The sequence below is a fragment of the Metapseudomonas boanensis genome (assembly GCF_018704125.1).
GTDB lineage: Bacteria > Pseudomonadota > Gammaproteobacteria > Pseudomonadales > Pseudomonadaceae > Metapseudomonas > Metapseudomonas boanensis.
In genome coordinates, this window is sequence record NZ_JAGTIS010000013.1 from 129,947 (window position 1) to 141,651 (window position 11,705).

General features: G+C 62.2%; 10 protein-coding genes and 2 pseudogenes. 8 read left to right on the forward strand and 4 right to left on the reverse strand.

Annotated features, from left to right (window positions below; all coding sequences use genetic code 11):
- The first annotated feature begins 118 nt into the window (after positions 1-118).
- Positions 119-1,498 (forward strand): nicotinate phosphoribosyltransferase, encoded by a 1,380-nt coding sequence (locus J7302_RS20720; protein ID WP_215378967.1) that lies wholly within the window; start codon positions 119-121, stop codon positions 1,496-1,498.
- 165 nt (positions 1,499-1,663) lie between these two features.
- Here J7302_RS20720 and pncA read toward each other — a convergent pair whose 3' ends face one another.
- Both pncA and J7302_RS20730 read right to left on the reverse strand, forming a co-directional pair.
- Entirely contained in the window at positions 1,664-2,284 is a 621-nt protein-coding gene (pncA, locus tag J7302_RS20725) for a bifunctional nicotinamidase/pyrazinamidase (protein ID WP_215378968.1), read from the reverse strand.
- A 173-nt stretch (positions 2,285-2,457) separates the two neighbouring features.
- Positions 2,458-4,497: an NAD(+) synthase gene (locus tag J7302_RS20730; protein ID WP_215378970.1), complete on the reverse strand. Its 2,040-nt coding sequence runs from the start codon at positions 4,495-4,497 to the stop codon at positions 2,458-2,460.
- A gap of 345 nt (positions 4,498-4,842) precedes the next feature.
- Between J7302_RS20730 and J7302_RS20735 the strand changes: the two genes are divergently transcribed.
- From J7302_RS20735 to arsJ, 5 genes and pseudogenes are all read left to right on the forward strand, one after another.
- Positions 4,843-5,199: a metalloregulator ArsR/SmtB family transcription factor gene (locus J7302_RS20735; protein ID WP_215378972.1), complete on the forward strand. Its 357-nt coding sequence runs from the start codon at positions 4,843-4,845 to the stop codon at positions 5,197-5,199.
- A 44-nt stretch (positions 5,200-5,243) separates the two neighbouring features.
- Positions 5,244-5,342: pseudogene (locus tag J7302_RS26885) on the forward strand (arsenate reductase/protein-tyrosine-phosphatase family protein); the annotation flags it as partial.
- Positions 5,328-5,612: an NADPH-dependent FMN reductase gene (locus J7302_RS26655; RefSeq protein WP_349814468.1), complete on the forward strand. Its 285-nt coding sequence runs from the start codon at positions 5,328-5,330 to the stop codon at positions 5,610-5,612. The pseudogene J7302_RS26885 and the gene J7302_RS26655, both read left to right, overlap by 15 nt.
- Positions 5,613-5,639: 27 nt before the next feature.
- Positions 5,640-6,644: an ArsJ-associated glyceraldehyde-3-phosphate dehydrogenase gene (locus J7302_RS20745; protein ID WP_215378978.1), complete on the forward strand. Its 1,005-nt coding sequence runs from the start codon at positions 5,640-5,642 to the stop codon at positions 6,642-6,644.
- Between the two features lie 18 nt (positions 6,645-6,662).
- Complete coding sequence (gene arsJ / locus J7302_RS20750) at positions 6,663-7,895, forward strand: organoarsenical effux MFS transporter ArsJ (protein ID WP_215378981.1); 1,233 nt, start codon at positions 6,663-6,665, stop codon at positions 7,893-7,895.
- A gap of 135 nt (positions 7,896-8,030) precedes the next feature.
- On the opposite strand, the gene J7302_RS20755 is transcribed toward arsJ, so the two are convergent.
- Positions 8,031-9,383 (reverse strand): GntP family permease, encoded by a 1,353-nt coding sequence (locus J7302_RS20755; RefSeq protein ID WP_215378984.1) that lies wholly within the window; start codon positions 9,381-9,383, stop codon positions 8,031-8,033.
- 77 nt (positions 9,384-9,460) lie between these two features.
- Positions 9,461-9,982, reverse strand: coding sequence for a gluconokinase (locus J7302_RS20760; protein ID WP_215378986.1), 522 nt, complete (start codon positions 9,980-9,982; stop codon positions 9,461-9,463).
- Positions 9,983-10,185: 203 nt separating this feature from the next.
- Between J7302_RS20760 and gntR the strand changes: the two genes are divergently transcribed.
- Positions 10,186-11,217, forward strand: a complete 1,032-nt coding sequence (gene gntR, locus J7302_RS20765; protein WP_215378988.1) for an HTH-type transcriptional regulator GntR — start codon at positions 10,186-10,188, stop codon at positions 11,215-11,217.
- A gap of 169 nt (positions 11,218-11,386) precedes the next feature.
- Positions 11,387-11,705, forward strand: a pseudogene (locus tag J7302_RS20770) (phosphogluconate dehydratase); the annotation flags it as partial.

The following is an 11,705-nucleotide window of genomic DNA, read 5'->3' on the forward strand; positions in this document are numbered from 1 at the left end:
CAAATTTGGGCAGATGCTCGAAATGCGTTGGGTTTCGCTTCGATCGGCTCCGTTAGCGCTACGTCGACATCCGGGAGGCGAGCATCATGGTAATACGCGTGGTTCAGGAGAACGCCTTATGGCCACTCATCCGCTCCGGATCGACCCGCCCGGCACGTTGCTGACCGATCTCTACCAGCTGACCATGCTGCAAGGCTATTTCGAGCGAGGGATGTTCGATATGGCAGTGTTCGAGTTTTTTGCCCGCAAGCTGCCACCTTGCCGCAATTTCTATCTGGCGGCGGGCTTGGAGATGGCCCTGGATTTCCTGGAAGGCCTGAGATTCTCCCAGGCCGAGCTGGAATGGCTGAGGGGCCAGGGGCAGTTCAAGGCGCCATTCATCGACTACCTGGCCGGGCTGCGATTCACCGGCGAGGTCCACGCCATGGCCGAAGGCACTCCGTTCTTTGCCGACGAGCCGATCCTCCGGGTTACTGCTCCTCTGCCGGAGGCGCAACTGGTGGAGTCGCGGTTGATCAACCTGCTGCACTTCCAGAGCTTGATTGCCAGCAAGGCAGCGCGTGTCGTGCTGGTCGCGGCTGGGCGGTTGCTGGTGGATTTCGGACTGCGCCGCTCACACGGCGCCGAAGCTGGCGTCTATGCCGGTCGTGCCGCCTACCTGGCCGGTTTCGATGGCACGGCCACGGTGCTGACGGGTGCCCAGTTCGGTGTTCCCCTGTACGGAACGATGGCTCACTCATTCATCCAGGCACATGACAGCGAAGACAAGGCGTTCGAACACTTCGCCCATAGCCTGCCCGGCTCGGTTGTATTGCTGATCGACACCTACGACACGGAAGTGGCAGCGCACAAGGTGGTGGCCCTGGCCCCGCGGCTGGCCGCCAGTGGCATCCGGATACGTGGCGTACGCTTGGACAGCGGCGACCTCGGCGCCCACGCGCGCAAGGTGCGCAAGATCCTCGACGATGGCGGGTTGGGCGATGCCACCATCTTCGCCAGTGGCAATGTCGACGAGTACCTGATCGCCCGGCTGGTCGAGGAGGGCGCGCCGATCGATGGCTATGGGGTGGGTACGCACCTGGATACTTCGGCTGATGCGCCAGCCCTGGATTGCGCCTACAAGCTGCAGGAATATGCCGGCAAACCCCGGCGAAAGCACTCTGAAGGCAAGGCGACCTGGCCAGGGCGCAAGCAGGTGTTTCGGCGCTTCGATGCGCAAGGCCTGTGTTGCGGCGACACCTTGACCTTGGAAGGCGATAACGCTGGCGGGACGCCGCTGATCATGCCAGTCATGCGCCAGGGCAAGCGTCTGCAGCCGTCGCCGACGTTGGAGGAGGTGAGGGCGCGGACGCGAGCCCAACTCGCGACATTGCCCGTCACGCTGCGCGGTGTGCTGGCTGGCACTGCCTATCCGGTGCAGGTGGCACCTGCCCTCGAGGCGCTCGCCAGGGAGGCCGACCGTCTGGTCGGACTGGGCTCGCAGGAAGCGGCGCCCTAGGTTCTGTAGATTGGCGCTGAGAGGAGTGAAGCGGAACACCGCCAGGCCCAACAAGGCGGCGCTTGCCTCGCCCAAAGCAGCGTTGGGTGGCCCTTCGGGCCACATGTTGGGCCTCGCAGGCTCGGCGCCAACCTACATCGTGCATCCGCATTTTTCGTACGGAAGCTATGCGAACTCCACGCCAGCCGCGTGCATGGCCGCCAGCGCGGACGCCAGCGAGCCGTCGAGGTCGATCGCGCGGCAGGCCTCCTGCACCACCACCACTTCGAAGCCTTCCCGGCGGGCATCCAGTGCCGAATACAGTACGCAATAGTCCGTGGCGAGCCCCGCCAGGAATAGCCGTCTGAAACTGCGCTCCCGCAAGTAGCCGCCCAGACCGGTTGGCGTGCTTCGGTCGTTCTCGTAGAAGACCGAGTAGGAATCGATCTGACGGCGGTAACCCTTGCGCAGGATCAGCTCGGCGTGGGGTATCTGGAGATCCGGGTGAAATGCCGCACCCCAACTGTCCTGGATGCAGTGGTCGGGCCAAAGTGTCTGCGTGCCGTACGGCATTTCCACGCTGTCGAATGGCTGACGTCCCGGATGGCTGCTGGCAAAACTCATGTGCCTCGGCGGATGCCAATCCTGGGTAAGCACCACGTGAGCGAAGCGCTGTGCCAGTTGGTTGACCAGTGGCACGACAGCCTCACCCTGAGGGACCGCCAAGGCCCCGCTGCTGCAGAAGTCGTTCTGCACATCGACGACCAGCAGCACGTCATGCTCCAGTGAAACCAGCGCTGCGTTCATGGTGGTCTATGCCTCTGTTTGAGGTCGTGTTCCTCGGTCAATCGTGCTGCCGCAGAAGCGAAGGGGCAAGGACTGATCAAGCACTGGGCCGCACCTATGTGCGTGGCACCGGCTGCACCACTGAAACTCAGCGGATCTCGTCTTCAGTCGCGCAATCACCTCGGCGTGGCCATTCACCGGCGCCTCGGACGGTTCAGTGCATCCAGCCAGACCGTTGCGTGCGAATCACTGGGTGCACGCCAGTCGCTCCGCGGTGAGAGCGAACCGCCCGAACCGACCTTGGGCCCGTTCGGCAGTGCCGAACGCTTGAACTGGCTGCCGGCGAAGAAGCGTTGGAGGAATACCGCGAGCCAGTGGCGGATAACTTCCTCCGAATAGGCGACGCGCTCGGAATCGGGCAGGTTGCTTGGCCAGTTGCCGCGGGCGGCATCCCCCCATGCCTGTTCGGCCAGGTAGGCGACCTTCGCCGGCCGATAGCCGAATCGACTGATGTAATAGAGGAAGAAGTCCTGCAAGGCGTAGGGGCCCACCGTGTCCTCTGCACGCTGTAGCTGGGTTTCGTCTCCTGTGGGAACCAGTTCCGGGGAGCTGGCGGTGGCGAGAATCTTGCGCAGGACCTGGCGGACAGGCGCAGGCTGGCGCTCGAGCTGCCAATGCAGCAGGTGGCGAATCAGCGTCTTGGGCAGGGAGGCGTTGACCCCGTAGTGGGACATCTGGTCGCCGACACCGTAGGTGGTGTAGCCAAGCGCTAGTTCGGACAGGTCTCCGGTGCCGACGACCAGGCCCCGATGGAAGTTGGCCAGGCGGAACAGGTGTGAGGTGCGTTCTCCGGCCTGGACGTTCTCGAACGTGATGTCGTAAAGCGGCTCACCGCGTGCATAGGGGTGCCCGATGTCGCGCAGCATCTGTAGGCAGGCGGGTCGTATGTCGATCTCGCTCGCACTGAAGCCTAACTGCTTCATCAGTGCCATCGCATTGCTGCGAGTGTGTTTGCCGGTGGCAAGGCCAGGGAGGCTATAGCCGAATATCTGGCAGCGGGGCAGTCCGAGCAGGTCGAAGGCTCCTGCGGTGATCAGCGCGGCCTGGGCGGAGTCGACGCCACCGGAAATGCCAATCACCGCGTGTTCCAGACCGCATGCCTGTAGACGCCTGGCCAGACCCTGTTGCTGGATCGCATAAACCTCAGCACAGCGTTGGTCGAGGCTGAGTGGGTCGGAAGGCACGAAGGGGAACCGCTCCACCTTGCGCTGCAATGGCAGGTCGCCCTCGGGTGGTTGGAATGCCACGGCGACCCGACGGAAGTGGTCCAGCCGGTCGCGGTGCAGGCTGGCGCAATCGGTGAAGCTGGTGGTGCGCTGGCGGTCCTGACGCAGCCGGTCCAGGTCGATATCGGCCAGGATCATGCCCCCAGCGGTGGTGAAGCGCTGGCTCTCGGCGAGCAGCTCTCCATTCTCGTGGATCATCGCGTGCCCGTCCCACGCCAGGTCGGTGGTCGACTCGCCGTAGCCGGCCGCGCTGTAAACGTATGCCGCTATGCAGCGGCCGGACTGCATGGCGCCAAGCAATCGGCGGTACTCGGCCTTGCCGATGGTGGCATTGCTGGCTGACAGGTTAACCAGCACCGTGGCTCCGGCCAGCGCTGCGTAGCTGCTGGGCGGTAGCGGCACCCACAGGTCCTCGCAGATCTCCAGGTGAATCGCCAATCCGGGTACCTGCGTAACCTCAAGGAGCACATCGGTGCCGAACGGGGCTTCCTGTCCGGCGATGTTCAGATTCGTGCACAGTGCGTCGCGGGCAGAGACGAAGTGGCGTTTTTCGTAGAACTCCCGGTAGTTCGGCAGGTAGGTCTTGGGCACGGCGCAGAGGATGCGCCCGCGATGGATCGCCAAAGCGCAATTGAACAGGGCGCCCTCAGCCTTCAAGGGAGCGCCGACCACCAGGATCGGGCTCAAATCCCGAGTGGTGCAGCACAGCTCGGCCAGCACCTCCTGGACCTCATCCAGGAGCGCATCCTGCAACAGCAGGTCGTCGATGGCATAGGCGGACAATCCCAACTCAGGAAATACCGCCAACCCGACCTGCCGCAGGTCTGCCTGCTGGGCGAGCTCCTGCGTCGCCGCCAGGTTTGCGCGCGGGTCGGCCAGCTCCACGCGCGGGGTACACGCAGCGACTCGAAAGAAACCATGAGTGTACGGGGACTGGATCGACGGCATCAGACGGCTCTCCCTGGGGGCTCGACCATTCGCCGGGACACACCCTGGCTGAGTGTAGATTCTGGTGACTGGGGACGACACATGGGGGAATCGAGAGGCGCCACCGGGGCCACCAGGCAGGGCGGTCCTTGCGCGCCTCTGCCGTTTTTCAATGCAAGGTTCTGCCGGCTGTTGGCCCTTGGAGGCGCCGGTCGACCGTGATTAAAGTGTGATAGCGGATCTGGATAGTTGAATATTCAGATCTTCTTTGATGGGAAAGCAGGATATTTGGTTTACAGAATATATGCCCATACGTATATTCGATTCTCCACATATAAACAGGCGCAACATTACGCTGAGACCGCTATGGCCGACCCTCTGACTCCTACCACCGTCTTCAAATGCCTGGCGGACGAAACCCGCGTTCGCCTGATGCTGCTCATCACCCGCGAAGAGGAGCTGTGCGTCTGCGAACTCACCTGTGCATTGGATGAGAGCCAGCCGAAAATTTCCCGCCACCTGGCGCAATTGCGGACCTGCGGTCTGCTGGCCGATCGCCGTCAGGGCCAGTGGGTCTACTACAGTCTGCACCCCAATCTGCCTGGTTGGGTGCACAACGTGCTGACGACTGTTCTGGAAGCCAACAAGTATTGGCTCACCCCTGACTCGAAGCGCCTGGAAGGCATGGGCGACCGTCCTGAACGCGTTGCTGCCTGCTGTTGAGGTAGACCACTCGGGTTTCCGCTCTATCGAAAATGGATAGTCCGATGAAAGTCTTGTTTCTCTGCACCGCTAACAGCTGCCGCAGCATCCTTTATGAAGCCATGTTCAACCACCTGGCTCCCCCTGGAATGAAGGCTTATAGCGCCGGCAGCCTGCTGTCGGCCACGCACAAGCCGCGCATCCTGCTGCTTTGCGGATCGACCCGCATGCGCTCATTCAGTCGCTTGCTGACGGAGGAAACCGTGCGGCTGATTGAGCGCTTCGGCGCTGAGACGCGCATCTTCGATCCATCCGGGCTGCCGCTTCCAGGTGACGCGTCGGACAGCCATCCCAAGGTACAGGCCCTGCGTCCCAAAGCCATTCATCACCCGGCGCACGTCAACTGGATCAACCAGTTCGACGCTGCCCACTGACCCACGCATTCATTCGAGAGCACGAGTATGACAATCAAAGTCGGTATCAACGGATTCGGTCGTATCGGTCGTCTGGCGCTGCGCGCCGCCTGGGAATGGCCAGAGTTCGAGTTCGTGCAGATCAATGACCCGGCGGGTGACGCCGCCACCCATGCCCACCTGATCAACTTCGACTCGGTGCATGGACGCTGGCACCACGAGGTCTCAAGTGAAGGCGATGACGTGTTGATCGGCGGCAAGCGCATCCGCGTCACTGCCAACAAGGCCATTGCTGACACGGACTGGTCGGATTGCGATCTGGTGATCGAGGCCAGCGGCAAGATGAAGACGGTCGCTATGCTCCAGGCTTACCTGGATCAGGGCGTGAAGCGCGTAGTGGTCAGCGCGCCGGTCAAGGAGGAGGGCGCACTGAACGTAGTCATGGGCGTCAACCAGCACCTGTTCAATGCCGTTGAGCACCGCATCGTTACCGCTGCGTCCTGCACCACCAATTGCCTGGCCCCGGTGGTCAAGGTGATCCACGAGAATCTGGGCATCCGCCACGGCTCGATTACCACCATCCATGACCTGACCAACACCCAGAGCATCCTTGACCAGCCGCACAAGGATCTGCGTCGAGCTCGTGCTTCAGGCATGAGCCTGATCCCCACGACCACCGGCTCGGCAACGGCCATTGCGGAGATCTTCCCCGAGTTGCGTGGCCGCCTGAACGGCCATGCCGTGCGCGTGCCGCTGGCGAACGCCTCGCTGACCGACTGCGTGTTCGAGGTGGAGCGCGCCACCACGGTGGAGGAAGTCAATGCGCTGCTCAAGGCTGCCGCCGCGAACGAACTCAAAGGCATCCTCGGCTACGAGGAGCGGCCGCTGGTGTCCATCGACTACCGCACCGACCCGCGCTCGTCGATCATCGATGCCTTGTCGACCATGGTCGTCAACGGTACCCAAGTGAAGCTTTACGCCTGGTATGACAACGAGTGGGGTTACGCCAATCGCACCGTGGAACTGGCGAAGCTGGTTGGTCTGGCCGGCTGATAGGGGCAGGAAGCGATCATGAATGCGTTGTCAGCCCTCGCCCCGGAAGTGCGCCAGTATCTGCTGGTGACCGGCAACTACTGGGCCTTCACGCTCACCGATGGCGCACTGCGCATGCTGGTGGTGCTGCACTTCCACACCCTGGGCTATACGCCGCTAGAGATCGCTGCGCTGTTCCTGTTCTACGAGATCTTCGGCGTCATCACCAACCTTGTCGGGGGCTACCTGGGCGCTCGCCTGGGTCTGAACCGCACCATGAACATCGGCCTCGGCATGCAGGTGCTGGCCTTGCTGATGCTCACGGTGCCCGCCGCCTGGCTGACCATCCCCTGGGTGATGGGCGCGCAGGCGCTGTCCGGCATCGCCAAGGACTTGAACAAGATGAGCGCCAAGAGCTCGATCAAGCTCCTGGTGCCCGACAGCCAGCAGGGCACGCTCTACAAATGGGTGGCCATCCTCACCGGCTCGAAGAATGCGCTCAAGGGCGTAGGCTTCTTTCTTGGCGGCGCCTTGCTGGCCCTGCTGGGCTTCAAGGGGGCCGTGCTGGCCATGGCTTCTGTGCTGGCTCTGATCTGGCTAGGCAGCTTGCTGACGTTGAAGAGGGATCTGGGCAAAGCCAAAGCGAAGCCGAAATTTCGCGACATTCTCTCCAAGAGTCGAGCGATCAACATTCTCTCTGCGGCGCGGCTGTTCCTGTTTGGCGCACGCGACGTCTGGTTCGTGGTGGCCTTGCCGGTCTATCTGAGCACCGTCTTCGGCTGGGATTTCTGGCTAGTGGGTGGTTTTCTTGCGACCTGGATTATCGGCTACGGTATCGTCCAGTCCTTCGCGCCCGCGATCACGGGCAAGCGCCGCGGGCATGTTCCGGATGGTCGCGCGGCGTTCGTCTGGGCCAGCATGTTGGCGGTTTGGCCGGCAGGCATCGCACTTGGCCTTTCGGCAGGTTGGTCGGCCCAGGTTGTACTGCTGGGTGGTCTGATGCTGTTCGGAGCGCTGTTCGCGGTGAACTCCTCGCTGCACAGCTACCTGATCGTCTCCTATGCCAAGGAGGACGGCGTGTCATTGGATGTGGGCTTCTACTACATGTCCAACGCTTTGGGGCGCCTGATCGGCACACTCCTGTCCGGATGGATATTCCAGGCTTATGGGCTGCAAGCTTGCCTCTGGGTGTCTACGGCTTTCGTGCTGTCGGCCGCCTTGATTTCTATTGGCCTGCCCAGGCACGCCGAGGCAACGAGTCCGTCCATCTGACAGGGTGCCTTCAATCTACCTGGCATGCTCAGGCCTTGCGCCTGCAAGCCGCCTAAGGACTCTGCTTGGTAACGGCACTCCGCGCCGATCCAGCCCTTATGGGCTGGATCGGCGTGCTGTCTTGCAACCGCTCCGTCAGACCACCAACGAGAGCAGCAGGATGAACACCAGGCCAACGACAGAGAGGATCGTCTCCATGGCGGTCCAGGTCTTGAAGGTCTCGCTGACGCTCATGTTGAAGTACTGCTTCACGAGCCAGAAGCCGGCGTCATTGACGTGCGAGAGAATCAGCGAGCCTGCACCGGTCGCGAGCACCAGCAGTTCCCGGTTGACCCCGGGAATCAGTTCGATCACCGGCACCACGATGCCTGCGCCTGTAATGGTGGCCACCGTCGCCGAACCGGTGGCGATACGAATTACCGCTGCCACCAGCCAGGCGAGCAGAATCGGCGAGATCTGAGCGTTCACCGCCAGGTGGCCGATCACGTCGCCCACGCCACTGGAAACCAGCATTTGCTTGAAACCACCGCCTGCGCCGATGATCAGGACGATCGCTGCGGTAGGGGCGAGACTTTCATCCAGCAGTTTGAGGATTCGCTTCGAGTTGAATCCACGCGCATGACCGAAGGTATAGAGCGCCAGCAGCAAGGCCAGGAGCAGGGCGCTGATGGGGTGACCGATCATGTCCAGCCAGGCGCGAATCATATGCCCGTCGGGCAGGACTACATCAGCGAAGGTTTTCAGCAGCATCAGGAATACCGGCATCAGGACGGTGACCAAGGTCACGCCGAAGCTGGGCAGATCGCTGGCCTCAGGTTCGTGGGCGAGTTGCTCGACCAGTTCCGGTGATGGGCTTCCAGGGATGCGACGAGCAATGAAGCTACCGAACAGTGGACCGGCAATCACCGCGGTCGGGAGTGCAACGATCAGTCCATAGAGGATGGTCTTGCCGATATCCGCACCAAATACGCCGATCGCCAGCAGGGGGCCGGGGTGGGGCGGAACCAGGCCATGGACCACCGAGAGGCCGGCGAGGAGTGGGATGCCGATCTTGATCAGCGATACCCCGGTGCGCCGCGCGACTATGAACACCAGGGGAATCAGCAGGACGAAGCCTATCTCGAAAAACAACGGAATGCCGACCAGGAAGGCTGCGAGCATCATCGACCACTGGACGCGCTCTTTTCCGAACGCCTGGATCAGCGTGCGGGCGATCTGGTCGGCGCCGCCGGACTCGGCCATCAATTTGCCGAGCATGGTGCCCAGGGCTAGGATCACGCCGACGAAGCCGAGGACGCCGCCGAAACCTTCCTGGAAGGATTTGACGATCTTCTCCACCGGCATTCCAGACGTCAGGCCAAGGAAGATCGCGGCGATGATCAGGGCAATGAACGGGTGAAACTTGAAGCGGGTAATCAGGACGATCAGGCCAATGATGGTGACCACTGCATCCAGGAGCAGGAAGGTGTCATGGGAAATGGCAAGCATAGGTATGTCTCTATTGTCATTGTTGTGGACAGGAGCATGTGAGATAGCGCTGTCTTTGTCGGGCAGAACTCAATCGGTCAGCTCGCTGGATGCTCAAGCCACCAAGTATGGGTGGCCTCGGCCAGTTGCTCGACGTCCTGGGTGGCGTCGAGAACCAGGGTCAAAGGCTCGTCCAAAGGCGGCTCCAGGGCTTCGAACTGGCTATCGATCAATGTTGCCGGCATGAAGTGGCCAGGACGGTGGGCTACACGTCGGGTGGCGACCTCAGGCGTCAGCTCAAGGAACACGAAGCCGACGCCGGGGACGGCGTTGCGCAGGCGCTCCCGATAGCGCAGCTTCAGGGCGGAGCACGTCAGCACCGGGCGCTGTCCAGCCTCGAAGGCGCGACGCAACTCGTCGCATAGCAGGTTCAGCCAGCCATCCCGGTCGTCGTCGGAGAGGGGGACTCCTTCGCTCATCTTGCGGATGTTTTCCGGGGGGTGGAATGCGTCGCCCTCGATGGGGACGGCGCCGCTGCGCTGGCATAACGCCTGGCTGACGCTGGACTTGCCGCAGCCGCAAACGCCCATGATCACGAGCGCATTGATAGGTTGAACCATGTGACACCTCAGCACGGAGACAGCGCTGTCTTTTCGACTTGAATCACACGAAAATCAGGCTCTGGCGCCGCATTTTGTCATTTTTGTGGATGGCCGCTGGGGCAATCTCGAGCAGGCCGGGTCAGGAAATGTGTTCAGGCAATTGCCGAACCGTCGAGACAGCGCTACCTTAATGCCGAAGTTTTTGTTTGACAAGCAGGCCCATGACTTCTGCCAACAGCGACAAGAATACCCGTACCACGGGACGCCCGACCCTCAACGAAGTGGCGCGGCGTGCTGGCGTCAGTCCGATTACCGCCTCCAGGGCGTTGCGCGGCATCACCACTGTTGCGGAGGATCTGGCGCAGAAAGTCCGGGAGGCCGCCCGCGAGTTGGGCTATGTGGTCAACCCCGCGGCACGTGCCCTGGCGTCAGCCCAGAGCCAGGCCGTGGTGGTGCTGGTTCCCTCGCTGGCGAACCAACTGTTCGTCGATACCCTTGAGGCTATCCATGCGGTATTGCGACCCAAGGGGCTGGAAGTGCTGATCGGCAACTTCCACTACTCGCGCGACGAAGAGGAAGACCTGATTCGCAATTACCTCGCTTACCAGCCGCGCGGTCTGTTGCTCACGGGTTTCGAACGAACCGAAAGCGCGCGCAGGATGATTGAGGCCAGCGGTGTGCCATGCGTCTACATGATGGACCTGGACTCAGGCTCCGGGCTGAACTGCGTGGGTTTCTCGCAGTTGCAGGCCGGTGCGACAGCCGCCGAACATTTGATGTCGCGCGGGAGGCGCCGTCTGGCATTTGTCGGCGCGCAGCTCGATCAGCGCACCCTGCTGCGCGGTGAAGGGTTCCGTCGCGCCCTGCAGAAGGCCGGGCTCTATGATCCGGGTCTGGAAGTACTGACGCCGCGGCCGTCTTCCGTTGGTTTGGGTGGGGAGTTGTTCACTCAGTTGCTGACCAGTCACCCGCAGATCGACGGCATCTTCTTCTGTAACGACGACCTGGCCCAAGGCGCCTTGCTGGAGGCCATGCGTCGTGGTGTGAAGATTCCCGAGCAGGTCGCGGTACTTGGTTTCAACGACCTGCCCAGCTCGGCCTTTATGGTGCCGCGCCTCAGCAGTATTCGCACTCCGCGTGAGGCCATCGGTCGCCGGGCGGCCGAGCAGATGCTCACCTTGATCGCCGGCAAGGTGGTCGAGGAGCCAGTTCAGGACATGGGCTTCGAGTTGGTGATTCGAGAGAGCAGCTGACTGACTGCAGCTATCCGTTCAGGACTTCAGCTCGCTGGCGGCGCACCTTTGGCCGCCTTTGACGCGGGCACCCCGTACAGCAATCCAGATTGTTTTTTCTCCTACGGCCTCAATCGCGACAGGAATGTTGTGTTTGACGCCAAACCCGTTCAGTGCCTGGAGTCGAACCATGCATCCCCGCGTCCTTGAGGTAACCGAGCGCTTGATCGAGCGCAGTCGCGCGACCCGCGAGCGCTATCTGGCGATGATCCATCAGGCGGCCAGCGAGGGGCCGCAACGCGGCAAGCTGCAATGCGCCAACTTCGCCCACGGCGTGGCCGGTTGCGGTGGGGGCGACAAGCAGCGCCTGCGCCTGATGGATGCGGCCAACGTGGCCATTGTCACCGCCTACAACGACATGCTCTCGGCGCACCAGCCCTACGAGCACTACCCGGAACGGATCAGGCAGGCGCTGCGCGATATCGGCTCGGTGGGCCAGGTGGCGGGTG

What these genes read in the sequence shown, in the direction of transcription:
- J7302_RS20720 (WP_215378967.1), top strand. Translation starts at nt 119, where the DNA reads ATGGCCACTCATCCGCTCCGGATCGACCCGCCCGGCACGTTGCTGACC.
- pncA (WP_215378968.1), bottom strand. Translation starts at nt 2,284, where the DNA reads ATGAACGCAGCGCTGGTTTCACTGGAGCATGACGTGCTGCTGGTCGTC.
- J7302_RS20730 (WP_215378970.1), bottom strand. Translation starts at nt 4,497, where the DNA reads ATGCCGTCGATCCAGTCCCCGTACACTCATGGTTTCTTTCGAGTCGCT.
- J7302_RS20735 (WP_215378972.1), top strand. Translation starts at nt 4,843, where the DNA reads ATGGCCGACCCTCTGACTCCTACCACCGTCTTCAAATGCCTGGCGGAC.
- J7302_RS26655 (WP_349814468.1), top strand. Translation starts at nt 5,328, where the DNA reads ATGAAGGCTTATAGCGCCGGCAGCCTGCTGTCGGCCACGCACAAGCCG.
- J7302_RS20745 (WP_215378978.1), top strand. Translation starts at nt 5,640, where the DNA reads ATGACAATCAAAGTCGGTATCAACGGATTCGGTCGTATCGGTCGTCTG.
- arsJ (WP_215378981.1), top strand. Translation starts at nt 6,663, where the DNA reads ATGAATGCGTTGTCAGCCCTCGCCCCGGAAGTGCGCCAGTATCTGCTG.
- J7302_RS20755 (WP_215378984.1), bottom strand. Translation starts at nt 9,383, where the DNA reads ATGCTTGCCATTTCCCATGACACCTTCCTGCTCCTGGATGCAGTGGTC.
- J7302_RS20760 (WP_215378986.1), bottom strand. Translation starts at nt 9,982, where the DNA reads ATGGTTCAACCTATCAATGCGCTCGTGATCATGGGCGTTTGCGGCTGC.
- gntR (WP_215378988.1), top strand. Translation starts at nt 10,186, where the DNA reads ATGACTTCTGCCAACAGCGACAAGAATACCCGTACCACGGGACGCCCG.